23 protein-coding genes are annotated in these 23,144 nt (G+C 43.6%); 4 read left to right on the top strand and 19 right to left on the bottom strand.

Annotated features, from left to right (window positions below):
• Positions 1 to 170 precede the first annotated feature (170 nt).
• A complete protein-coding gene (locus tag AB4Z45_RS11905; RefSeq protein ID WP_441909458.1) occupies positions 171 to 1,430 on the bottom strand; it encodes a glucuronate isomerase in 1,260 nt (419 codons plus the stop codon).
• A 113-nt stretch (positions 1,431 to 1,543) separates the two neighbouring features.
• Positions 1,544 to 2,305: an SDR family oxidoreductase gene (locus tag AB4Z45_RS11900; RefSeq protein WP_441909457.1), complete on the bottom strand. Its 762-nt coding sequence runs from the start codon at positions 2,303 to 2,305 to the stop codon at positions 1,544 to 1,546.
• 169 nt (positions 2,306 to 2,474) lie between these two features.
• Between AB4Z45_RS11900 and AB4Z45_RS11895 the strand changes: the two genes are divergently transcribed.
• Both AB4Z45_RS11895 and AB4Z45_RS11890 read left to right on the top strand, forming a co-directional pair.
• Complete coding sequence (locus AB4Z45_RS11895) at positions 2,475 to 3,473, top strand: LacI family DNA-binding transcriptional regulator (protein WP_441909455.1); 999 nt, start codon at positions 2,475 to 2,477, stop codon at positions 3,471 to 3,473.
• A gap of 79 nt (positions 3,474 to 3,552) precedes the next feature.
• Positions 3,553 to 4,188 (top strand): pyridoxamine 5'-phosphate oxidase family protein, encoded by a 636-nt coding sequence (locus AB4Z45_RS11890; RefSeq protein ID WP_441909454.1) that lies wholly within the window; start codon positions 3,553 to 3,555, stop codon positions 4,186 to 4,188.
• Between the two features lie 22 nt (positions 4,189 to 4,210).
• Here AB4Z45_RS11890 and AB4Z45_RS11885 read toward each other — a convergent pair whose 3' ends face one another.
• The 10 genes from AB4Z45_RS11885 to AB4Z45_RS11840 form a co-directional block, all read right to left on the bottom strand.
• A complete protein-coding gene (locus AB4Z45_RS11885) occupies positions 4,211 to 5,053 on the bottom strand; it encodes a DNA alkylation repair protein (RefSeq protein WP_441909453.1) in 843 nt (280 codons plus the stop codon).
• Positions 5,054 to 5,159: 106 nt separating this feature from the next.
• Complete coding sequence (locus tag AB4Z45_RS11880) at positions 5,160 to 5,840, bottom strand: Crp/Fnr family transcriptional regulator (RefSeq protein ID WP_441909452.1); 681 nt, start codon at positions 5,838 to 5,840, stop codon at positions 5,160 to 5,162.
• A 40-nt stretch (positions 5,841 to 5,880) separates the two neighbouring features.
• Entirely contained in the window at positions 5,881 to 6,789 is a 909-nt protein-coding gene (locus AB4Z45_RS11875) for an alpha/beta hydrolase (protein ID WP_441909451.1), read from the bottom strand.
• Between the two features lie 64 nt (positions 6,790 to 6,853).
• Positions 6,854 to 7,261: a MerR family transcriptional regulator gene (locus tag AB4Z45_RS11870; RefSeq protein WP_441909450.1), complete on the bottom strand. Its 408-nt coding sequence runs from the start codon at positions 7,259 to 7,261 to the stop codon at positions 6,854 to 6,856.
• Positions 7,262 to 7,327: 66 nt separating this feature from the next.
• A complete protein-coding gene (locus AB4Z45_RS11865) occupies positions 7,328 to 8,062 on the bottom strand; it encodes an ATP-binding cassette domain-containing protein (RefSeq protein ID WP_441909449.1) in 735 nt (244 codons plus the stop codon).
• 26 nt (positions 8,063 to 8,088) lie between these two features.
• Positions 8,089 to 9,420 carry a hypothetical protein gene (locus AB4Z45_RS11860; protein WP_441909447.1) on the bottom strand — a complete coding sequence of 444 codons (1,332 nt, stop codon included), beginning with the start codon at positions 9,418 to 9,420 and terminating at the stop codon, positions 8,089 to 8,091.
• An 18-nt stretch (positions 9,421 to 9,438) separates the two neighbouring features.
• Positions 9,439 to 10,212, bottom strand: coding sequence for a hypothetical protein (locus AB4Z45_RS11855; RefSeq protein ID WP_441909445.1), 774 nt, complete (start codon positions 10,210 to 10,212; stop codon positions 9,439 to 9,441).
• 50 nt (positions 10,213 to 10,262) lie between these two features.
• A complete protein-coding gene (locus AB4Z45_RS11850) occupies positions 10,263 to 10,634 on the bottom strand; it encodes a GntR family transcriptional regulator (RefSeq protein ID WP_441909444.1) in 372 nt (123 codons plus the stop codon).
• A gap of 139 nt (positions 10,635 to 10,773) precedes the next feature.
• Positions 10,774 to 11,448, bottom strand: coding sequence for a DUF6320 domain-containing protein (locus AB4Z45_RS11845; protein ID WP_441909443.1), 675 nt, complete (start codon positions 11,446 to 11,448; stop codon positions 10,774 to 10,776).
• Complete coding sequence (locus tag AB4Z45_RS11840; protein WP_441909442.1) at positions 11,445 to 12,716, bottom strand: alcohol acetyltransferase; 1,272 nt, start codon at positions 12,714 to 12,716, stop codon at positions 11,445 to 11,447. The genes AB4Z45_RS11845 and AB4Z45_RS11840 overlap by 4 nt, the downstream gene beginning before the upstream one ends.
• A gap of 122 nt (positions 12,717 to 12,838) precedes the next feature.
• On the opposite strand from AB4Z45_RS11840, the gene AB4Z45_RS11835 reads away from it, so the two are divergent.
• Positions 12,839 to 13,660 carry a MerR family transcriptional regulator gene (locus tag AB4Z45_RS11835; RefSeq protein WP_441909440.1) on the top strand — a complete coding sequence of 274 codons (822 nt, stop codon included), beginning with the start codon at positions 12,839 to 12,841 and terminating at the stop codon, positions 13,658 to 13,660.
• A 62-nt stretch (positions 13,661 to 13,722) separates the two neighbouring features.
• On the opposite strand, the gene AB4Z45_RS11830 is transcribed toward AB4Z45_RS11835, so the two are convergent.
• The 4 genes from AB4Z45_RS11830 to gap are packed head-to-tail and all read right to left on the bottom strand — an operon-like array spanning position 13,723 to position 18,371.
• Positions 13,723 to 14,523, bottom strand: coding sequence for a pyruvate, water dikinase regulatory protein (locus tag AB4Z45_RS11830; protein WP_441909541.1), 801 nt, complete (start codon positions 14,521 to 14,523; stop codon positions 13,723 to 13,725).
• Complete coding sequence (ppdK, locus tag AB4Z45_RS11825) at positions 14,523 to 17,180, bottom strand: pyruvate, phosphate dikinase (protein WP_441909438.1); 2,658 nt, start codon at positions 17,178 to 17,180, stop codon at positions 14,523 to 14,525. Before ppdK ends, AB4Z45_RS11830 begins: the two co-directional genes overlap by 1 nt.
• Positions 17,167 to 17,319, bottom strand: coding sequence for a GapA-binding peptide SR1P (locus AB4Z45_RS11820; RefSeq protein WP_441909540.1), 153 nt, complete (start codon positions 17,317 to 17,319; stop codon positions 17,167 to 17,169). Before AB4Z45_RS11820 ends, ppdK begins: the two co-directional genes overlap by 14 nt.
• Before the next feature lie 2 nt (positions 17,320 to 17,321).
• Positions 17,322 to 18,371, bottom strand: a complete 1,050-nt coding sequence (gene gap / locus AB4Z45_RS11815; RefSeq protein ID WP_441909437.1) for a type I glyceraldehyde-3-phosphate dehydrogenase — start codon at positions 18,369 to 18,371, stop codon at positions 17,322 to 17,324.
• Between the two features lie 286 nt (positions 18,372 to 18,657).
• Here gap and kynU point away from each other — a divergent pair, with 286 nt between their 5' ends.
• Entirely contained in the window at positions 18,658 to 19,944 is a 1,287-nt protein-coding gene (kynU, locus tag AB4Z45_RS11810) for a kynureninase (protein ID WP_441909436.1), read from the top strand.
• 465 nt (positions 19,945 to 20,409) lie between these two features.
• Here kynU and AB4Z45_RS11805 read toward each other — a convergent pair whose 3' ends face one another.
• Genes AB4Z45_RS11805 through AB4Z45_RS11795 form a run of 3 tightly spaced genes read right to left on the bottom strand, consistent with a single transcriptional unit; the run spans position 20,410 to position 23,133 of the window.
• Positions 20,410 to 21,198 (bottom strand): 2-keto-4-pentenoate hydratase, encoded by a 789-nt coding sequence (locus AB4Z45_RS11805; RefSeq protein ID WP_441909434.1) that lies wholly within the window; start codon positions 21,196 to 21,198, stop codon positions 20,410 to 20,412.
• Positions 21,199 to 21,201: 3 nt separating this feature from the next.
• A complete protein-coding gene (gene dmpG, locus AB4Z45_RS11800) occupies positions 21,202 to 22,233 on the bottom strand; it encodes a 4-hydroxy-2-oxovalerate aldolase (protein WP_441909433.1) in 1,032 nt (343 codons plus the stop codon).
• A 3-nt stretch (positions 22,234 to 22,236) separates the two neighbouring features.
• The gene (locus tag AB4Z45_RS11795) at positions 22,237 to 23,133 is read right to left on the bottom strand and encodes an acetaldehyde dehydrogenase (acetylating) (RefSeq protein WP_441909431.1); all 897 of its coding nucleotides are present in this window, start codon (positions 23,131 to 23,133) and stop codon (positions 22,237 to 22,239) included.
• Positions 23,134 to 23,144: the final 11 nt, after the last annotated feature.

The raw sequence follows: 23,144 nt of genomic DNA, 5'->3' as shown, positions 1-23,144 counted from the left end.
ATCAAGTTGATATTTAATAATATAGCAAAAAATGAAATCGATTTCAATAGTTACTTTGAGCAATATTTCCAGTGTTTCCATGTACGCCATTGCCATAAGAAAAGGTGATCCACACCGCATTTTACGGATAGAATCACCTTGAGCATTTTTAAAGAATAACCTTAAATGGATTACTCTTTGTCTAGGAAACGCCAGAAGTTTCGATTCAGCATACCATCCAGATCCCGCTTGATCTCCTCCTCCGTCACCGTCCATCCACTATGATGCAACTTCTCGTATTTCGCTGCAAGAACATTGCCAATGATTTTTCTAGAATGCTCCCATTTGTAAATCAATTGCTCAAACACACGGCAATCAGAATGCTGAGGAATCATTGAAGTGCCTAGAAGCTCTATGCGGAAACGTGTCATTTCTTCAACCATCGATTCAATATGCAGAAACCACCAGCAGCCAAATATCATCAGATTCCGGAACTTACGAGCTAGCACCGTTAATTCATGCTGATTTTCTCTGGCCAGCATCGTGATGAGAAACTTCTGCTCGGGGTAACGGCGGCATAAGGCTTCCACTGCCGATACATCAGACAGCATGCTCATATCGCCAGCTAATCTGAGTGATGGGTTCACCCGTCTGCGAACGCCAATCATTAACGCAAACGGAATACTTTTTGCTTGGCATACAGGAATCATAACCTCATCAATCATCTTGCTTCGATGATCATCGGCTGGATATTCAAAATCACCAGGCATCGACACGGCAAGATAAAGCGCATCCATCCGAGTAATCCATTCCGAGAGAAAACGTCTTGTTTCTGCTTTTGTCCGCTCAGACCATTCCACTTGTACATCATAACCAAGATTTTGCAGCTCTTTCACCGCATGATCCCAATCATTAAGAAGCGCATCAACTCGCAGCGCCGCATAGAAACGGACATCCGTTTTTCCTTTGCCTGACAGCCAAACGGGACGTTCAACAGGATCAAACGGATCGTTCGTCATGACGATTTTCTCAATTCCAGCGATTTGCATGACCGTATCTACCTGCTGTTCTACCGTACGCTTCGCAAGTGCTTGCCGGTAATCGTCCAGATTGCGTGAGGATACATCGAATCCAAGACGTTTAACAATCGTAATAAAACCGCTTGCAGCTTCGCTTACAGGAGAATGATCAATGAACAGCTGCTTCCATATCCAGTCCGCCTGCTCGCGCTTTGTCATCGACCAGAATTGGCTGTACTCCTCCTCTGACCATCTGAACGACTCTGAAATTAAGTAATGATAAGTCAACAGCTCATCGATGCCCCATAAAAGCAGTTCCCCAAATTCAGGAGCATATAGATGCGTATGCATATCCGTAACAGGCGTGCTCATAGCTAAACGATCAACCGTCGCTTTAATATCTGCCAGGCTTGCAATGGTTTGAGTACTCATTTTCTTTTCCCCTCTCTTATTGGCTTCAACCGCTTCCCCCAAAGCTTTATGCGCCTTATGTGTTCAAATGCAGTCGTTGTTGTCCGTTCCCTTTAGCTGTAAACGCGGTCTTGTCATATCGTCATCGCACCAAATCCGCCATCCACGCGGAGGAATGAGCCGGTAACAAATGAAGACGCTTTGGATGAAGCCAAATAAACAACCGCGCCCTTCAGCTCATCCGGGTTTCCAAAACGATTCATTGGCGTATGCTGCATAATCGACTCTACTCTTTCGGGTGAAAGTATTTTTCTGTTCTGCTCCGCCGGGAAAAAACCTGGAATAATAGCGTTAACTCTTACGCGGTCTGGCGCAAATTCACGTGCTAGAAATTGCGTGATGCTGTTAACTCCTGCCTTCGATGCTGAGTAAGTAAACACGCGAGAGAGCGGTGGTGATGAGGAAACAGAAGAGATATTGATAATGGAGCCGCCGCTGCCCTGTTCAATCATTTGTTTACCGAACACTTGGCAAGCCAGCACGACACTCTTTAAATTGACGTCCATAATTCGATCCCATTCATCCATCTTCAAATCAAAAAAAGGCGTGGGGCTGTTTGTTCCTGAAGCATTTACAAGGGTATCTATACGTCCTCCCCATTGCAGAACATCGCTCAGCACCGCTTCTAATTCATCTTTTTTTGTTGCATCTGCTTGCAAAGAGATCGCCGTTCCGCCGCTGCTATTTATTTGATCACATACTAATTTTGCTTTCTCCATATCGCGGCCAACGATGGCTACTTTTGATCCCGCTTCAGCCAGTGCAGAAGCCATGGCACTGCCAAGAACACCATTTCCACCGATTACAACGGATACGGTATCTGTTAAATTAAACATGAGAAAACCACCTTATAATCAAAATAACAACGTTGTTATTTTTCATAATATCGCAATAAGCCCATACTGTCTACACCAATTATACCGCTTTCATTTGCATAATAATTGGACTATGATAGGATGTATGACTTATGATAATAGTCGTTAAAGTTCCTTTCGGAGGGAAGCTATGGTAACCATCAAAGATATCGCAGAGCGTGCAGGCGTCAGCTTTTCTACTGTATCCAAGGCACTTAGAGACAGCCCGCTCGTACAAAATAAAACGAAACAGCATATCCTTTCCATCGCAAAAGACATGGGTTATCAACCCAATATTGCTGCTCGAAGCCTCGTCTCGAGAAAAAGCGGCGCGATTGGCATCGTATGGCCATCAATAGAACGCGCAGCCCTATCATCCCTTCTTACACGGCTTAATGAGGAGCTAGAGAAATACGGCTATATCACGTTGCTGTCTATTAGCAACATCGAATTCGCGATCGAAACTTTTCGCCGCTATCAAGTGGATGCCATACTCGCCTTTGGAGACAGGGATAATAAACCTAATCCAATCGACTCCAGCGCCATGCAAATCCCAATTCTCACCTATGGTGCCGCTGACTATACGCCCTATTCCGCAGTTGATGTTAACCGTGGCCAAGCCATTCGGCTAGCGGTTCGTCACTTGGCAAATTTAGGACATAAAGAAATAGCGTACATCGGGGAACCGAAGTCGCATGACCCGCTGCAAGCTGTAAAAATCGAAGCCTTTCAAGAAGAGATTAGACATCATGGGCTGCGCTTAACGGATGATTCCATTCTCCAAATGAACGGTTTAGAATTCCACGATGGTTATATTGCTGCACGAATGATGATGGATCGTCCTCTTCGTCCAACAGCTTTCATAAGCGGCGGTATCGATCTCACTCGCGGCATCCTTCGCGCCGTCAGTGAACTCGGCCTCTCCGTCCCTCATGATGTTTCTGTCGTTAGTTACGACAATCTTCCGCAGATGGAGAATCTTGAGGTTCCAATGACCGTCGTAGGTGTTGCCCTCTCCTCCATCGCAGCGGCAATAGCCAAAACCATACTTGAGCTTATCGATGCTCCAAACATGATTAAGACGGTCCACTTGGAACCCGAACTTGTCATCCGCTCATCAACTTCTAAACCGTTTTCAAATGCTGAATAGGGCTGTCCCGTGAAGTAGATAACACTACTTGAGGATAGCCCTGTTGTTTGAATATCTATAAACTTAGGGAGGAATGATTATGACTATTATCAATAAAGAGGAGTTTATTGCATCAGAATCGGAGCTTAGATCACTTATTGGCTATCCCAGCGAACTCGTACAGCATAAAGATATTACTCACTTGGATGAACATTGTCGAGATTTTATAGCAAAGTCACCCTTCGTGTTTATTTCAACCTCTAACTCAGATGGGCAGTGTGACGGCTCCCCTAGAGGTGATACGGCAGGTTTTGTTCACGTGATTGATGATAAGCACCTCGTAATTCCAGAGCGCCCAGGAAATAAAAGAATAGATTCATTACGAAATATACTTTCAAATCCACAAATCGGCTTAGTTTTCCTCATTCCTGGACTTGGCGAAACATTGCGAATAAATGGGCGCGCCTTTATTACCAAAGATAACGAATTGTTAGCAATAATGGCTGTAAACGAAAAAATTCCTTTATTAGGCATCGTGGTTGCCGTAGAAGAATGTTTCCTGCACTGTGCCAAAGCATTTAGACGGTCAAAACTATGGGAATCGCATTCATGGCTACCTAAAAATGAATTGCCTTCCCCTTCAAAGATCATAGCCTCTCATGTAAATCTTGAAGGAGTAACCTCCGAACTCGTAGCTGCTAGATTGGAACAAGGTTACACCAAACGACTGTATTAGTTGTTTTACCTATGAGCCATTGCTATACCGGCAAGCTTCTTACCGCTTTTGCTACAATTCTTTTCGTTTCCTTCGCCTTTGAGCGCTTCAACCAGTCATTACAAATAGCTCTTACCCACTCAGGATTAGTTTTGCTAGCGTCATTCATCCAGTTGCCTACTGAATCCTGAACATATTTGGCTTCATCGCTGTTCACAGCTTCTAATAGGGAAAGAGCCATAGCAGGATTTTCTTTCAGCTCAGCAATATGTTTGGCCCATACGCCTCGCGGTCGAGTGGATTCAATGGCAAATCTCCTAATATTCGCATCATGATCACGCACCCAATCTTTGAGTAAATGAAGTGCTCCTAGTAAATCATTGGAGATGGATTCCCTTAAAGCCATCCAAGCAATCTCGCGAACGCCAAAATGGTGATCTGCCGCAAAAGGACGAATCGATGCAAGCTTCTCTACTAAACTTAAACGTTGATCCACTCCAATAATAAAAGCAGCCCAGCAGCGAACACTGTCTGATGGATGAGCAGCTAATTTGTCGTAAAGTTTAGACTGCTCTTCTTCTGCTAGTCGAGCGAATAAGCTAAGCCATTCCTTTGCGATAGCAGGTATGATTTTCATAATTTTTTTCTCGTTCAAATGTTTCAGCCTATCCAGAATGGGATCGGATTCTTGATCCAAACCAAGCTCGTTTAGTACATTTTGCAGCAGTACAATATGATCGACAACGAGCCATTCCGTCAAATTGACCGTCTCCAGTTTCCCCATATGAATCAGTTCTATCACTTCATTTGGAATATCGCTCAACTTTCTTGCACCTTTGCGGTACAAAATGGAGTCAGAAATGACCATCGCTTTCTCATTATTCATAACACGGTTCCCTCGCTTATACGACATTTAAAATTGGAAGCACGCCAATTATACTTCTTATTTATAAGCGAAGATGTAATCTAGTTTACAACTCTTTCTACATAACCTAGCTTTGCAACAACATTTTTTTATGAATGTAGATGGTTTTAAAACCTGTCTTAATGCGTTTTTGTTCCGAAAGCTCTTGTAAGGCTACCGTTACCGCTTCTCTTGTCGCTCCAACCAGATTTGCAATTTCTTGATGTGAAAGAGGAAAATCAATTTTGCAATACTCATCCCTATCCATGCTCGTAATTCCAAATTGCTCTGAAAGCTTCATGAGAACATGCAAAATTTTATCATGAAGACCTCCTAGAGCTAAATTTTGTGTTAAACGACTCATCGTACTAATTCGATCACTTAAAACCTGTAATAAATTCATCATGAAGCGAGGCCGCTGCATTAAAAAATTTTCAAACCTATCTTTACTCATCAAACAAATATGGCTTTCTTCAATCGTTTCAATAAAGTGATCCCGCGTACCAAATGAAATGATATTCATCTCGCCAAATACATTTCCTTCACCTAATATATCCGAAGTAAATTGCTTGCCTTCCACACTCAGCTTATATAAACGAACCTTTCCCTTTTTCACAAAATAAAGCCCTTCTGAAAAAGATTCCGGTGTTTGAATAAATGTCTTTTTCGGGATAACGGTAATAGAGGTCATTTCATCCATCTCTATCAAGTCTTCTATTGTGAGTGAATGAAGCAAATTAAATTGCGATAAATATTGAATGTTATCCATTTCTCCTCCAGTTCGTTAATCGAGATGAAAAAATAAAGATTTAAGGCAGCTTCTTCTTCACAAAATGACCAATATGGTCGATAGCCTGCTGCGCTTCCGGAAGCATGTAGGCGAGAAAATGAAATACACTCCACATCTGATCCCATACTTCCAGCGTAACAGCGACACCTGCTGCTCTTGCTTGATCCGTAAACCGTGTAGAATCACTTAACAGAACTTCATGATCGCCTACTTGGATAAACAAATCGGGCAGTCCGCTCAAATTCATTCTAAGGGGGGATAAGAGCAGGATATCATCCGTACTGCTGCCTAAATATGTGTTCAATATCCTGCGATTGCCCTCCAAGCTCCCTGTAGGATCGAGCTCCGATCGAGTCGTGTAGGATTCACCATCCAAATGTACTAGATCCGTATGCGGGGAGATGAGAAAAGCACCTGCTGGAAGCGTCTCTCCTTGTTCTCGAAGTGAAAGCAAGGTCATAAGCGCAAGGCTTCCGCCTACCGAATCTCCGCCAAATAGGATATTAGCAGCGGAATAACCGTTCTCAAGCAACCAACGATAGGCAATGAGGCAATCCTCGTTTGCAGCTGGATACGAATGCTCCGGTGCAAGTCTATATTCAATGACAAGCACTTTCACCCCACTGGAATTCGCTATTCTTGCCGTCAAATCACGATAGAATGCACAGGTGCCTGCTATAAAACCACCGCCATGGAAGTAAAGAATGACCTTGTTCACATCTACAGTTAGATTAGCTGGAGTAATCCATTCACCAAATAGATTTCCGATTACTACCTCTTGGACAATAATATCCGTATTCATTTGCATAGCAGCTGCGGTATTATTCATTTCATTTCTTATTTTCTCCACTGGTATTTCACTAAAATTGCTCGATTGTTTTAAAAAATGTTTAATCGCTGCAAGCTGTTCGATACTCGTTTTTTCCATGTAATGCTCCTCCTACAGGCTTAATAACGTAAGTCTACAGCCTGTAGCATAGTACAACGTCAAGCTAAGATTCCATGTGTAGGATGTGAAGTGTTTCCTGAGTTTCCGGGTGCTTTTCTTCTGCTTGCAGATTTGTTTTCAAGCTTGCGAGCATTGCTAATGTTTGTTCTTGCCGTTCCATATCTGAACGGATTTTATCCATTTTTTTATCGATCACTGTCAAAAAATCAGCGAGACTAATTTGACTGCTGCTAGACTTTGTTAATGCTTTTTTGATTTCTTTTAATGTAAATCCACAAGCCTTAGCATTTTTTATAAACGTAAGATGACTTAATACTTCCTCAGAGTACATCCGATAACCTGATTCAGAACGCATCGGCGCCGGAATTAGTCCATGATTCTCATAGTATCTTAACGTTTCGATATTCACATTCGCCATTTTTGCAATTTGCCCTCGCAAATAACCGGTCATTTCAATCCCCCTCTTATGTTGGTTGAAAGATTATTCTGAAGAGACACACAGGCTGATCAACTTCAACTATTTCTCGGGAAATGAATCATTCAAAGCTTCCTTATATTTATTCTCTTTGTAGCCAATAACCTCAGACATGACATCACTTATACTTTTGCCTTGTTCTCTCATCTCGTCTATATAAAAGTCCGCTTTAATTCTGCCCTTATGAACAATAATGGCACGGTCGATAACATGCTCAATTTCTTCTATTAAATGCGTCGTGAGCAGGATCGTCTCATCGCCTTTTAAATTGGAAACCATAAGCTTTAAAAAATCCTTTCTAGTGAACATATCCTTGCCCTGAAAAGGTTCGTCCATCAGCATATATTTTGCGTCCTTAGCAAACCCCGCACAAATTTCAAGCTTCAGCTTTTGCCCTTTGGAGAATGTTTTGATTTTTTGCTGCGGTTCTAGCTCATAGAAGCTGATCAGCTTGTCAAAATGTTTTCTATTGAATCTAGGGAAAAAGCCAGCCAAAAACTCTGCATACTGAACAGGTGTTAGATCAGGAAGAAAGCTGCCCTCTTCCGTAATCAATGCAATGTTGTCATACTGCTCCGTTACTGGTCTGCCTTCTACTGTTATGGTTCCGTTCTGAATTTCTCCAATCCCCATGATTGCCTTCAGCAATGTTGTTTTTCCGCTGCCGTTTCCGCCAAGAATACCAACGATTTCACCTTTGTTTATCGTTAAGCTATCCACGTATAAGTACTCACTGCTTCCAGGATAGCGCTTTTCCACATATTTCAGCTCGATCATCCATGCCCCTCCTGCCTGCAAACCTTTTATTCAATCTTGAGGTTATCGTAATACCTATACTCTGATTGGCTGTATCCAAACCCGCCTGACAGCGGCGATAGATTCATCGCTCTAATATTATCGTCATTCAGATCAGTCATAAGCTCACCTTTGTAGAGCAATGTAGAGGCTTGATACACATAAATCATAAATCGTTTAGGAAGCACAATATCATATTGAAACTGACTTCCATCTTTAGGCTTGCTTCTCATTGTTTTGACGACATATAACTTATCGTTACGATAGCTCATCGCGAACATACCGCTGTAATTGTCCTCTTCTCCGTCCGCAAAGCTTTCTTTTATCGCTTCGTTTAATTTCATTTCACTCGATAAATGAAAACTAAACATTGTTTTATTATTATTATTATTATTGGCATCAGCATCCTCAGCTGAAGAGGACCGGCTAAAACTCAGATTTAGCGTGTTCTGATCGTGATCGCTAAATGCTTCATAATTTTCATAATAGGTATCCCCGCTCGGATTATTGAATGAGCTCGCTCGATCCCGTCCTGCCAAGTAAAAATGAGGAACTATTGTCTCACCTAATTGCTTCCCGCTGACGCTGTCAAATGCACGAATAATAAGCTCGTTATCTTCAACTGCAATTAATGCCAAGCTGCTGCCAACGGCTTCTAATCCAAGAATTTCAATGCTTGAATTCGGATTATCTTTGTTTTTATCCAGGCTAAAGGTTGCCACGGTACGCGGCTCCTGCCCTTTGTCTCCGGTTATGCCTCGATAACCCCAATTATCTGAAAACTTTAACGCATAGATTCCGTTCTCTCCTGTGTAATGCGTTGTCGTTGGCAATGTAAAATATACGTTATCGCCAATTTTGGCAAGTCCATATTCGAGAGCATTCGTATAAGTGACGCTGTTATCCTTCTGATCCGCTCTATTATAATGTACAGGCGGATTAACCGTTGCCGTACCGATAGGAATGGGAATTGCATTCCTTCGATCACGAGCAACGATTTCAAAAAGCGGTCCAGTATTCGAAATGTCATATTCAACGCCATTCATTATTTTAGCATTTCCCGGAATAAATCGTATTGGGGTTTGTTGCTGCATCTGCTCAAATAACACGGTACTCGTTTTCACTTGGCCTTTCTCAATACGGAAGCTAGTGCGATGGCTCCCATCCTTCAGCTCTCCACTTATGACTGCATCCTCAATGGCTTCACGTGAGCCCTGCAAATCTTTTATATAGAATGTCCCTTGATCCTTCTTCGCGTAGATACTGCCGGACATTATCCCTATGACAGCTATCGCTGCAATTAACGCAACGAGAACTGCATGATTTTTTAGCTTTTTCATAGCGATCCCATCCCTTTCTTAAGCGATAGCTGCTTTTTTTATTAGCTTGATGCTGTGCCATATGAAAAATCCACTTAAAACAAGCATGATTGAGCTGCTAATATACAAATGACTTGGTGCTGCATAAGAATAGGATTCACTCATTCGATAGCTCAGTACTTTAATTGCCACGATAACCGCGGCTCCAATAGCGACAAAACCCCAGTACCTTTTGCTTCGTTCGCATAAAGCCCCGTAATATAGAGCTGTTGTGATCATAAATAAAATACTTGCTGATGATAAGATTCTGCTTAGGTTTAATGGCATGATGATTCGAAAAAAATCAGAACGGATAACAGCTAAAAAAAGTCCATTTGTCATCGAAAAGCGGCCTTCACCATAGCTCGCAAACTTCGCCGATACCACATCGTATCCAAGCTTTATGCTAATTAGCTGCGACCCGAGCAGCATGAGCAAGCAAATGACAAAAACAACGATTTTGCTAAAATAAATCGATTCACGCCTTACAGGCAGTGATAAAAACATGTATATACTTTTACTGCCCCAATAACCTGTATAAATCGTCTTTAAGAAAAACCCGCATGCTGCTGCTATGCATAGGAGGAATACGATGATGCAGCCTGAAGAGGCATAAATATTTTCATAGCGCTCGTGAACGGTATATTCACCATAGTCTTTGACAAACATGTGGAGCAGATAAAGAGGGATAACGATTACAGCTGTGCAAAGCAGCATAATCGCTTTCAACCAGGTTGAAAATTCATATTGCAGCAGTCGATAAAAGGTTCTCATGATACCACCTCAATTGTATTATAGTAGTAGTACAGATACGCCAAAAAAAACTATTCCCAACGCTCGCTAATGAGGGAGATGACTTGTTGGAACGACAAGTGAATCTCCTTAGCGGAGCCAATAAACGCTTTCACTAACTCATCCGTCAGCTCAGCTTCAATTTGCTTTAAGATCGCCTCATCTACATAAATAACACTGCCGAGCGTACTGCTCGTGCGAACATAACCTTCATCCTCCATAAGCTTAAAAGCCTTTTGCACTGTATTCGGATTAATGTTCAGTTGTGCAGCTATTTCTCGCCTAGACGGCAGCTTATCTCCCGATTCAACTTTCCCCAGCAGTATTTGCCTCTTCACATACAATGCGGCCTGCACGTATACGGGCTCCTTGTTGTTTAGCTTTAATTCATAAAAATTTAGCACGTACACATCACCTGCCTTATCTCTTGATTGTATTATTGCACTAGTACAATTTAATTGTCAATATGTAACAAAAAAAGGAGCATGATTTTGAGATCTGCTCCTTTTCTTCGATGATATGAATTAAATCTTTCTAAACCTTTTAAAAATGAAACCGTTTCTTTATTTCCTCTTTAAATTGCCGATCCGAGAAAATAATCATGCCGATGATCGTGAGCAATGAGTAAACAATCGCTGCCACACTTGGCCAAATGACATCCGCTAATTGAAAAATAAATAAAATCGCAGGACATAGGCTGATGAAAAACATAGCTAATAAATAACCGATATCATTATGCCATAACGATTTTTTTATAATGGCGAGCAGAGTCATCACAAAAGTTGCTGCCATACCAAACAGCGGAATGGCATAGGTGGTTGACCACTTCATAAACCCAACAAAAATATCGATTACGAGTAAAAAAAGCGCTAATATCGCGTAATGAAACAATATCTTTTTGCCGATATGCACCTTTGACAATATCGTATCTTTTACAATAACCCATGCATAGATTAACCCGGTCGTCACAATCGCAGACCACAATTTAGGATTGAGCTGCAACGTTAATAAATTAATCGTAATCGAGAGTACTATAGCCGATATCGTTAAAAACAAAAACAGCTTCGTACGTGTAAATACGGCTGTTTCTTGATGTAATTTTGAATAGGAGGGGTACTCTGACGCACTATTCCCGCGATTCCCAAGAGGCCTCGAGCATAACGGACAATAGTCGTGCTGATCGTCAACGCTCACATTGCATCGATTGCATAACCTCATCCATTCCTCCCCCAATCATTTGAATATACTCTCACGTCAAGCCCAGCCTGAGCCGCTAAATAAGAGAAAAAATATTGCAGTATATCGGCTTCTACAATACTTCTCGTAAACGTAATCGTCAGCTTATCATTAACCGTACAGACGCCGCAGCTTACTGGGCTTTTATTTGATGGATAGACTACAGCCTCAATAACGTCGATATAGTTATACATTTGCTGCGGCAAAATGATGTTGCCAACATTGGATAACGTCATCGTTCTTCTGCTTTCTCCTAGTGTGCGAAAACCAAAATCAACAAACCAGCTTTTGAGAAACAGCGGAATAAAAAGAGTAGCTTTGTTGCGTTCGAGCGCTACATTGTTATAAATAATATTTTGCAAATTTTCTTTTCCAGTTTTCTGCTTTAACATTTCATTTACTCGAATAATGAGCTCATCAAATGAAGCGTCCTCGGTTACTTTTATTCCGATATTTACAACGCCAAAAAAATTGCGAAGCGTTCGCGACGGGAAGGCTTTGCGTAAATTGGCTGGAATAGATATGACCACCGGGGCATTTTGCTCACTAAATTTAATTCTTGTTTGATAAATAGAGTAAATGAGCAATGTCGTTAAATACGCTGTTATCGTACAGCCCTTTTGCTTGGCAAGTGCATTCAATGCAGAAGCACTAACAACGCCGTGCACCACATTGTTTCCGAAGTGCTCAAAGCGTGTACCTTTAACATGATAAGATTTGCTCGCTATCACTCGTTCAACATAACAATCCTGGTAATACCTGCGAAAGCTGTCCTCCATATCAAGCACATCCACTCCAGTATCCGCGAGCAAAATTTTTCCTTCAGGATCGATGTTTTCCCCCAAATATATGAGGTAATAGTATAAAAGTGATTTTAAAAATTCAATGGTTCCATTGCCATCCGTAAGGGAATGAAAAACTTCAATTGATACTCTATTTTGATAATATAAAACCTTAAATAAGTAACCGTTATTCGTATTCGGATCAATATCCCGGCATGGATACTGCTCGTCCTCTTCGATCACAATTTTCTCCGTATTTTCATCCAAGTAATTCCAAAACACACCTTTACGTAGTTTAACGGTAAACATCGGAAAACGATCAAATACGGTATCAGCCGCTTTTTGCAAGGCGTCAGCATCTATTCTATCCTTCAATACGGCTGAAATTCGATAAACAGAAGTGTTTTTTGTATTCGTAACGGATGGAAAAAGCTTTGCAGCATTATCGAGCTTATACCATTTGTTCAATTGGAATTTCTTCCTTTCTAGATTCATGCTGTTTAGCTCTTGTTTGTATAATCAATCGAATTTAATTACAATGAAAATCATAAACTCTTGTGTAACATAAGAGTCAATAGGAGCAGATTGACATGAGGACATACTACTCTATCGGAGAAACTGCCAAACGAAGCAGCACGACCATAGAAACCTTACGGCATTATGACAGAATTGGCTTGTTGAAGCCTGCAAAAGTAGATGTTCACACGGGTTATCGCTATTATTCAGATGAGGAATTGGTTTATCTGAACGTGATTAACTTTTGCAAACAACGAAGTATGCCTTTGAACGATATAAAAGAGCTGTTCGCAAATGACCATTATGAATATATTATTCCTTGTCTGATAGCGACTGAAGATAAAATAGATCAGGAAATTAAACAACTGCAACAAACTAAAAAATTGCTTTTAGCTTTGAGAGAACAGTATGAAACGCGTACGACACTCATACCAGAGCAGCTTTCCGATCATATTTTTTCGTGCAAACAAATTCCAAAAAGAATGATCTTAACGTTTCCTTCTATCCAGCAGCCGAGCATTGAAAATTTCCAACTGCTGCAGGATCTGCTCATGCAATATAGCAGTGGCGGCGAGGGAGATTCATTTATTTTCGAACATACAGCATTTATATTGACGACATTAGAAAAAGAGCAGTCTGAAAACCATTCTGTCCTATTTGGTGTCTGTGAAAAGTGGCCTGCCGAGGCAGACAATATGGCCGTATTGCCAGCCGGAACGTATATTTATGGTTATTGCTCCGAAGATCAAAAAGCATTGGCCATGCAAAATATGATAACCGATGCAAAAACGAAATATGATGCTGAACTAGCATTTATTGTCCAATCCGTTATTTTTACAGGCATTTTTCAATGGGTATATGAGCTTCAAGCGTTATTGGCACCCTGTTCAGAGTAAAATGCAAACGGGACTGTCTCTCAAGGTCATAGACCTTAAGGGACATTCCCGCTTTTGTAAGATTAAATATAGTCCATAATAAGTCCAGCCGTTTCTTCTATCGCTTTGTTCGACACATTGATAACGACGCAGCCTAATTGCTTCATTAACGCTTGCCCGTATTCCAGCTCCTCTATGATACGCTGAAATGTTGCATATTGGGACCCCGTAGGAAGTCCAAGCACTTTCAACCGCTCCGTGCGGATATTAAGAATATGCTCAGCATCCATTGTAAGTCCAATGATGCGGCGGCTTGGAATTTTGAATAGCTCCATAGGTGGATTGACCTCTGGCATGATGGGCAAGTTCGCGGATTTTATGCCTTTATGCGCCAAATAGATACTTAACGGCGTTTTTGATGTACGTGATACGCCAATCAGAACGACCTGGGCTTGCAGCATGCCGCGGGCATCCCGACCGTCATCATATTTGACCGCAAACTCCATCGCTTCTATTCTCCGAAAGTAATCCTCATTCATTTCATGGAGCAGGCCCGGTTGTCGTTTAGGCGTATTTCCATACGTGTCCACAAACGCCTGAAGCATCGGACCCATAATGTCCACTGCGCGAATTTGAAATCGTGTGGCTTCTGCTTTCATCATTTCCCGCAGTTCTGGCTGGACTAGCGTATAAGCGATAAAACCACCCTTTTCTGCCGTTTCCTTAACAACTTGCCGAACCTCATTTACACTTCGTATATTGCTGAACCGCCTGACCGCAACTTGCTCTGGGTTAAATTGACGAATGGTCGCCTGAGCAACCGCCTCGGCGGTTTCGCCAATTGAGTCAGAGCAAATGACTAAATATTGCTGCTCATTGTGCATCATTGTTTTCCGAATTTCATCTTAGCTTGAGCCGCAGCTATTCTTGCCAGAGGCACCCGGTAAGGGGAACAGCTGACATAATTTAATCCCGCGTTGTGGCAGAAAAAGATCGATTCCTTATCCCCGCCATGCTCCCCGCAAATGCCTGTTTTGAGCTGCGGTTTACGTAATCGGCCTTTCTGAACAGCCCATTCGACTAAAAGACCAACCCCTTCGGTGTCCAGCACCTGAAATGGATTTACGGGTAATATCTCATGGTCAACATAGTGACTGAGAAACTTGCCCTCCGCATCGTCCCGACTATAGCCGAAGGTCATTTGTGTCAGATCATTTGTACCAAAAGAGAAAAAGTCAGCATGATCGGCAATTTTGTCTGCGGTTAACGCCGCTCTAGGCACCTCAATCATCGTCCCTATTTTATATGATATGTGTTCTTTATTTGGGCCAAGCACCGTATCAGCAGCACCTTCAACAAGCAATCGCATCACTTTCAGCTCGTTCGCATGCCCCACAAGAGGAATCATAATTTCAGGTAAAACTTGAATTCCTCTATTTTTACAATTCACTACAGCATGGAATATCGCAATGGCTTGCATTTCGTAAATCTCGGGGAAAAGAATGCCTAAACGACAGCCTCGTTGTCCAAGCATCGGGTTCATCTCTTGCAGATTGCGCACCTTGCGTATAAGAGCATCCAATGCTTGCTTTTCGCTGACATGCTCGTGAACATTTGCAGCTAGGAGTATTTGCTGCTGTCTCACGACCAGCTCCTCCAAATGCGGTAAAAATTCGTGTAAAGGAGGGTCGAGCAGCCTTATTGTTACAGGAAAACCATCCATCGCGGTAAATATACCTTCGAAATCGCTTTGCTGCATCGGGAGAAGCAGATCGAGTGCTCGTTGCCGCTCCTCCTTCGTATCCGCCAGGATCATGGCTTGAACGACAGGCAAGCGCTCCGCGGACATGAACATATGCTCCGTTCTGCATAGACCGATGCCTTCTGCGCCGAATGCTCTTGCTTTCTCCGCATCCTCCGGTGTGTCGGCATTCGTTCGAACAGCCAAATCGCGCACTTCATCCGCCCATTCGAGCAGCTCCTCCAGCTCCACGCTAATTTCTGGTTCTTTGAGCGTCACTCCGCCCAAAATTACGCGTCCAGTGGAACCGTCCAGCGTTATCCAATCGCCTTCACGTACCGTGATTTCACCGGCAGTGAATAACGCTGGATCTTTATCGATGCGAACTTCTTCGCAGCCGCATACACATGGCTTCCCCATTCCCCGTGCCACAACGGCGGCGTGGCTTGTCATCCCCCCACGGCTTGTTAACACGCCTTCGGCAGCGATTACGCCGTGAATATCTTCCGGACTTGTCTCTGCGCTGACAAGCACAACCCTTTTGCCTTCGCGCACCCATTCCTCAGCCTTGTCAGCATCAAAAACAACTTGCCCCGTAGCTGCTCCCGGCGATGCTGGCAGTCCCGTTGCCAGCACATCCAGCTTAGCATCCTCATCAATCGCTCGGTGAAGCAATTTATCCAAATGCTCCACCTCTATTCGAGCGAGCGCCTCCTCCCGCTTCAGTATGCCTTCCTTGGCAAAATGAACAGCTAGCTTTACCGCTGCTTGTGCCGTTCTTTTCCCATTCCGTGTCTGCAAAATGAACAGTGAGCCGTTCTCCACCGTAAATTCAATATCCTGCATATCCTTATAATGAGCTTCCAGCTTAGCGGCTGTTTCTACAAGTTGTTTAAATACTGCTGGCATTTCCTGCTCCAGCTTTGCAATCGGCAGAGGTGTTCGCACGCCAGCAACAACGTCCTCACCTTGGGCGTTGATCAAGTACTCCCCGTAGAGCATCTTGGCGCCCGTTGAAGGATTTCGGGTAAACAATACTCCTGTTCCGCAATTATCCCCCATATTGCCGAATACCATCGATTGAATATTTACTGCTGTTCCTTGATAATCTGGAATGTTATATGCTTTCCGATAGACGATTGCCCGGTGATTGTTCCACGAACGAAATACGGCTTCGACGGCTAGCTCAAGCTGGGTGTAAACATTTTGCGGAAACATTTGGCGTGATTTTGCTTCAATTAACTGTTTATAGGAAACAATCAATTCCATCCAAGCTTCTGCCGGCAAATCCTTATCATCTTCTATAGATCTGCTTAGCTTCAATTGATGCAGCAGTGATTCAAAATATAAACCTTCAATATCAAATACGACGTTACCGAACATTTGGATGAGCCTTCTATAACAATCATAAGCGAAACGCGGGTTTCCCGTTTGGCGAGCAAGCGCCTCTACCGTAACATCGTTAAGCCCTAGGTTAAGAATAGTGTCCATCATTCCGGGCATTGAATTAACCGAGCCCGAGCGGACTGATACCAGCAGCGGATTCTCATCCCCGCCGAATGATTGTCCTTTCAGCTTTTCCACTAACATTAAAGCATTCCGAATTTCCACGAATAGACCTTCCGGCAAAAGCTGCCCTCCAGCATAATAAGCTCTGCAAGCCTCCGTTGTAACTGTGAACCCAGGAGGAACTGGAAGTCCGGCATTCGTCATTTCTGCCAAATTCGCACCTTTTCCACCGAGCAGATGCTTCATCCCTGCGTTGCCTTCATGAAAGAACAGCACTCTATTGCTCGTCATCACTCGTGCCTCCTTGTTTTCTCCCGGAATTGTAATTCGTGCAATTGGCTTGACTGCACTCCAAGTAATAGACCGTTACTTTTTCAGTATCCAAGGTATCAATGACTGAATCGCAATGCTTACAGAGTATCACTCCCATTTTTACCTTGCAGCGGTTTGTTTCCATCCCTCAACACCCCCGATAGAATGTGGGTTACATGCCCATTGCGCCAAATCCATTACTCTGCAGGAATAAGCCCACTCATTGTCATACCATGCCAAAACCTTTAATTGGTCTCCGCTCACCATAAGAGATGAACCATCAATAATAGCTGAAAACTCATTTCCAATGTAATCCGATGAAACAAGCGGTATATCGACTACATCAAGATAAGATTTCAAGTTCGTCGCAGCGGAAAATACAAAAGCTTGTTTTACTTCCTCATATGAAGTCTTTTTGGCCAGATGAACAGTCAAATCAACTAGCGATACATTCGGAGTCGGAACACGTACCGAGATCCCTTGAACGAGCGGAGCTAAGTGCGGCAATACATCAGTAAGCGCTTTACCTACTCCCGTTGAAGTGGGGATAATGGATTGTGCACATGCACGTGCACGTCTAAGATCTTTGTGAGGATTGTCCATATGATTCTGATCACTGGTGTAGGAATGTATCGTAGTCATCCATGCCTGCTTTATGCCGTAAGCTTGATCTAGCACATCTAGCACTGGAGCAACGCAGTTTGTCGTACAAGAGGCTGCGGAGATAATGCGATGTCGATTCGAATCAAAGCGATGCTCGTTAACTCCCATCACAACCGTAAGGTCGGCTCCCTTGCAAGGAGCAGTAATCAGTACCGTCTCGGCACCTGCTGCAATATGTTTTGATGCACCTTCACGATCTGTAAACTTACCCGTCGCATCAATTGCCAGCGTTACGCCCAGCTCCTTCCAAGGAAGCCGCGACGGATCTTTTTCCGTTAAATATTTAATCTTATTATTGTTAATCCGGAGATCTCCATCCTGTACAGATACATCTGCATCCCAGATGCCATGTACCGTGTCATATTTTAATAAATGTGCAATGGTCTCAACAGGATAGGTTGAGTTGACCGCTTTAACCCTCAGTCCTTTCATTTTTTTGGAAAAAGCTCTGCGTATAAGTAATCTGCCAATTCTACCCGTGCCGCTAATGCCCACTCCAACCTCCATTACCATTACCCCCTGTTATGATTTAAATCTATATAATACATAACATATAAATATTTAGTAGGCAATATATAATTATATAAGACGCATAAATCACATATTATTTACTATGTTTTTATATATGCGTCATATACTGAAGTGAGTATGAATGTTAAGACGATTTACGCCAGCCACTTGATCGACTCGTTTTGTTGATTGTACACCATTTTGAATAATATTGACACCATGTCATAATTATAATATAGTTATCTAAACAATAGTAGAATTTACTCAAGAAGAGGTGACATAATTGAAAGCGATTACGCAGGATTATTCGTTAGAGTACGCCAAACAATTAGATCATATGGATAAGCTGGCACATTTGCGCGAAGAGTTTTATGTACCTGACGGCATGATTTATTTAGACGGAAATTCGCTTGGCCTCATTTCCAAACGCTCTGAACGAACGATGCTTGAGATGCTTGAGTCATGGAAAACACAAACGATCGATGGTTGGACCCAGGGCGAGCGCCCATGGTTTTTCTTGCCTGAATCCCTTTCCAAGCAGATGGCTGCCCTTGTCGGAGCAGATGCGGAGGAAGTAATTATTACAGGTTCTACATCGACGAATATTCATCAGCTTGTGTCAACCTTCTATCAACCATCAGGCAATCGTACGAAAATAATGGCAACTGATCTCGATTTTCCGACCGACATTTATGCTCTTCAAAGCCAGCTTCGCCTAAAAGGGTATGATCCCGAGACACATTTGGTTCGTGTAGCCAGCCGTGATGGCCGAATGATTGAAGAAGATGATATTATCGCAGCAATGTCCGAGGAGATCTCTGTCATACTGCTTCCGACCGTGCTATATAGAAGCGGACAATTACTAGATATTAAACGTCTAACAGCAGAAGCACATGCTCGAGGTATAATAATTGGGTTTGATGGCTGTCATTCGGTAGGCTCTATTCCTCATTATTTCAGTGATTGGGACGTGGATTTTGCGCTGTGGTGCAATTATAAATATTTGAATGGCGGACCGGGCGGCGTTGCCTCTCTTTATGTGAACAAGAAGCATTTTGGCCGTGTTCCTGGTTTAACGGGTTGGTACAGCTCTAATAAAAGCAAGCAATTCGATATGGAGCACAATTTAACAGTCGAGCACACTGCAGGCGCTTATCAAATCGGAACGCCGCATATATTCAGCATCGCACCGCTCATTGGAGCATTGGAAATTTTTGACATGACTTCAATCGAACAAATTCGCGAGAAGTCACTGCATATTTCACGCTACATGGTCGAGTTAATTAATCATGAGCTGCCGGGTCTTGGTTACGTGCTTGCAAATCCGCAAGAGGATGACCGCCGCGGCGGCCATATCAGCTTGGAGCACGATGAGGCGATTCGAATATGCAAAGCTCTTAAGCAAAATCATGTCATCCCCGACTACCGTTCTCCGAACGTCGTGCGCCTTGCACCAGTTGCTCTCTACACGACCTATGCAGACGTTTGGCAAACCGTACAAATTCTCAAGAACATCATTGTAGAGAGGCAGTACGAAGCATTTGATGCCAAACGCGGCGTTGTTGCCTAGTTGACTAAACGAATAACAAATGTAACGCAGCCCCCTCTCCGCAAATAGTGGAACGGGGGTTTTTGAAGCGGTACGGTAGACATTATTACGGAGTTTATTAATAGTAAGGAATGAGTTTCAATCCCCGTTTAGTAAACGCATCTGGTAAGCCTACTCCCCCATCCCTCCTCCTGCATGTTCTAACGAACTCCACAGTCGCTATTTGATCAAATTAGGCTTGTTTTAATTTCTAACGAACCCCACACTCCCTATTTGCCTAAGTTACCTCACATTTGGACATCAATTTGAGCAATAACGCCACTGGAGTTCGTTAGCGTTCAGAAAACACAATTTCCTGCCCAATAGCGTCTACTGAGTTCGTTAGGAATGAAAATGAAAATGTAAGCATCCCCTCAACCAAAACAAACTAAAAATGACACCCAAACTGTTATCAGTTTGAATGTCATTTTCATTTCCAAGCCATGCTTATACGCAGCTTAAAGATACACTTCCCAGATGAGCAAACTGTGCTTGAATTGTATCTCCCGGCTGAAAAGCAATCGCTTCCGTAATCGCTCCGCTCAGCACGATATCGCCTTTGCGCAGCCCTAAGCCGCGCTCGCCTAACTTATTAACAGCCCATGCGACCGATACAGCGGGGTCGCCCAGCACCGCGGCACCGGCGCCAGTAGCCATCACTTGATTGTTTTTCGAGAGCACAACGCCGATTTCAGGCAAATTCAACTCTCGCACGGGAACCATTTTGCTGCCAATTATAAATTTAGCCGATGAGCAATTGTCCGCTACAACATCCGCAAGCGTAAACTTGAAATCCAAATACCTGCTGTCTATTACTTCAATCGCTGCAGCAACATACTGCGTTGCACGCAGCACATCTTCACCGGTTATATTCGTTCCTTGCAAATCCTCGCCTATAAAGAAAGCAATTTCCGGCTCAGCCTTCGGATGAATCAACTGTTTGAAATCGATAGATTCCCATTCCAAAGCTAGCATATCGCTAGTCAGCTCACCGTAAATCGCTTCATAGACACCCATCATTTCCTGCTTTGCTTTGCTAGTCAGCCCCAGCTTATAGCCAATCGAGCGCGTGCCAGCTTGAATCTTGCGCTGCAACAGCTGCTTTTGCACATCATAAGCCTTCTCTATCGTTAAGTCTGGATATTGATCTGTAACCTTAATTACTTCTCTGCACTCTTTCTCGGCATCGTACAAATACGTTGCGATTTCTTGTTCCATTTCGCGTGTGATCTCCATCGTTTACAACACCCCGTTCTTATATCTGTCCGCCAGCTCTGCGGCAACATCAACAATCATGTCTTCTTGTCCGCCGATAATGCCCCTTCTGCCAAGCTCAATTAGAATGTCGCGCGAGTCAATGCCAAATCTTTTGCTTGCGCGATCCGCATGCAGCAGGAAGCTGGAGTATACACCCGCATAACCCATCACGAGACTGCCCGTGACAATTTCTTGCGGGCGCTGAAGAAGTGGACCGACGATATGCTCAGCCAAATCCATCATTTTATACAAATCGATCCCGATATTCAGACCTAATCGATCTAACACCGCAATTAAAACCTCTGTTTGGGTATTGCCCGCTCCAGCCCCCAAGCATCGCACGCTGCCATCAATTCGAGTTGCCCCTTCTTCGATTGCTACAAGCGTATTGGCAACTGCCAAAGACAGATTATTGTGCGCGTGGAAACCAATTTCTATCGATAAGGCTTGTTTTAACGCTTCAATTCGCTCACGAACCTGATGCGGCAGCAGCGCTCCGGCAGAATCCGTCACATACACAGCCTCAGCGCCATAGCTTTCCATCAATTTCGCTTGTTCCACCAGTTTTTCTACGGGAGCGGAATGCGACATCATCAGGAAACCAATCGCTTCCATGCCGAGCTCTCTAGCCATATAAAGATGCTGGGCTGACACATCTGCTTCCGTGACATGGGTTGCTACTCGTACTAGACTCGCCCCTAGAGCTCTTGCTTGCTTCAGCTCATGAACCGTCCCTATGCCCGGCAGCAGTAGAACGGCGATCTTCGCTTGTTTGCTTTCATCTACGGCTGCTTCAATCAGCTTCATTTCATCAACGAGCGAACGGCCATACTGCAAAGTCGACCCGCCTAAACCATCGCCATGGCTGACTTCAATATTGTGCATGCCCGCATCATCAAGCGCACGAACAACGCTCCGTACCTGTTCCTCTGTAAATTGGTGTGCAACCGCATGGCTGCCATCCCGCAAGGACACTTCCGTAATTTGGACCGGCTGATTACTTTTTCGGTTCACCCTTTACACCTCGCTATTCGTTTCGCTAGACTGGTTTGATAGGCGGTTTTTTGCATAATCTTCAGCTACCCGGACAGAGGCAGCCGTCATAATATCAAGATTGCCTGCGTATGGCGCGAAGTAATCTCCCGCTCCCTCTACCTCGAGAAACACCGATACTCGATTTCCATCAAAAATAGGCTCCTGCTTCAAGCGATAGCCTGGCACGTATTCTTTTACGCGTTCAACCATGTCATAAATCGCTTTGCTTATCACGGCCTCATCCATATTTTTCACTTCGCAATAGACGGTGTCTCGCATCATAAACGGCGGATCTGCTGGATTTAAGACGATTAGCGCTTTTCCACGATCTGCACCGCCCACCTCTTCTATACCGCGGCGTGTTGTAATCGTAAACTCATCGATATTAGCTCGCGTGCCTGGCCCCGCGCTTTTGCTTGCGATTGTCGCTACAATCTCAGCATAAACGACGTCCGCCGCTTCATTTATAGCATGAATGATCGGGATCGTTGCTTGCCCCCCGCATGTGATCATATTGACGTTCGTCGCTTGCAGATGATTGCCCATGTTTACGACAGGGGATAGGAATGGCCCAACTGCTGCCGGTGTTAAATCAATGACCATTTTGCCCATCTTTTGCAGCACTTCATTATGTTTAACATGAGCTTTGGCGGAAGTAGCATCAAAAATAATGTCTGCAAGCTCAGGATTGTCGATAAGCCCCTGAATGCCATTCGAAAAAGTCGCATATCCGCGTCCTTTGGCCCGCTCAAGTCCTTCCGAATTCGGATCGATGCCGATTACCGCTGTAAGCGTAAGCCAATGGCTTCTTTCCAGCTTGTACATTAAATCCGTACCGATGTTGCCAGATCCGATAATAGCTGCTTTCAATTTCCCCATATGGTTTGTCC

This window comes from Paenibacillus sp. MCAF9 (assembly GCF_052114265.1).
Classification (GTDB): domain Bacteria; phylum Bacillota; class Bacilli; order Paenibacillales; family Paenibacillaceae; genus Pristimantibacillus.
This window is presented reverse-complemented; position numbering and strand designations above follow the sequence as displayed.

Bases quoted from the DNA above. Each gene is read 5' to 3' on its own strand.
- AB4Z45_RS11895 (WP_441909455.1), top strand. From the start codon at position 2,475: ATGGTAACCATCAAAGATATCGCAGAGCGTGCAGGCGTCAGCTTTTCT.
- AB4Z45_RS11845 (WP_441909443.1), bottom strand. From the start codon at position 11,448: ATGAGGTTATGCAATCGATGCAATGTGAGCGTTGACGATCAGCACGAC.
- AB4Z45_RS11860 (WP_441909447.1), bottom strand. From the start codon at position 9,420: ATGAAAAAGCTAAAAAATCATGCAGTTCTCGTTGCGTTAATTGCAGCG.
- AB4Z45_RS11905 (WP_441909458.1), bottom strand. From the start codon at position 1,430: ATGAGTACTCAAACCATTGCAAGCCTGGCAGATATTAAAGCGACGGTT.
- AB4Z45_RS11855 (WP_441909445.1), bottom strand. From the start codon at position 10,212: ATGAGAACCTTTTATCGACTGCTGCAATATGAATTTTCAACCTGGTTG.
- AB4Z45_RS11835 (WP_441909440.1), top strand. From the start codon at position 12,839: ATGAGGACATACTACTCTATCGGAGAAACTGCCAAACGAAGCAGCACG.
- AB4Z45_RS11805 (WP_441909434.1), bottom strand. From the start codon at position 21,198: ATGGAGATCACACGCGAAATGGAACAAGAAATCGCAACGTATTTGTAC.
- ppdK (WP_441909438.1), bottom strand. From the start codon at position 17,180: ATGACGAGCAATAGAGTGCTGTTCTTTCATGAAGGCAACGCAGGGATG.
- AB4Z45_RS11870 (WP_441909450.1), bottom strand. From the start codon at position 7,261: ATGACCGGTTATTTGCGAGGGCAAATTGCAAAAATGGCGAATGTGAAT.
- AB4Z45_RS11900 (WP_441909457.1), bottom strand. From the start codon at position 2,305: ATGTTTAATTTAACAGATACCGTATCCGTTGTAATCGGTGGAAATGGT.
- AB4Z45_RS11885 (WP_441909453.1), bottom strand. From the start codon at position 5,053: ATGAATAATGAGAAAGCGATGGTCATTTCTGACTCCATTTTGTACCGC.
- AB4Z45_RS11890 (WP_441909454.1), top strand. From the start codon at position 3,553: ATGACTATTATCAATAAAGAGGAGTTTATTGCATCAGAATCGGAGCTT.
- AB4Z45_RS11875 (WP_441909451.1), bottom strand. From the start codon at position 6,789: ATGGAAAAAACGAGTATCGAACAGCTTGCAGCGATTAAACATTTTTTA.
- AB4Z45_RS11795 (WP_441909431.1), bottom strand. From the start codon at position 23,133: ATGGGGAAATTGAAAGCAGCTATTATCGGATCTGGCAACATCGGTACG.
- AB4Z45_RS11830 (WP_441909541.1), bottom strand. From the start codon at position 14,523: ATGCACAATGAGCAGCAATATTTAGTCATTTGCTCTGACTCAATTGGC.
- AB4Z45_RS11820 (WP_441909540.1), bottom strand. From the start codon at position 17,319: ATGGGAGTGATACTCTGTAAGCATTGCGATTCAGTCATTGATACCTTG.
- AB4Z45_RS11880 (WP_441909452.1), bottom strand. From the start codon at position 5,840: ATGGATAACATTCAATATTTATCGCAATTTAATTTGCTTCATTCACTC.
- AB4Z45_RS11865 (WP_441909449.1), bottom strand. From the start codon at position 8,062: ATGATCGAGCTGAAATATGTGGAAAAGCGCTATCCTGGAAGCAGTGAG.
- gap (WP_441909437.1), bottom strand. From the start codon at position 18,371: ATGGAGGTTGGAGTGGGCATTAGCGGCACGGGTAGAATTGGCAGATTA.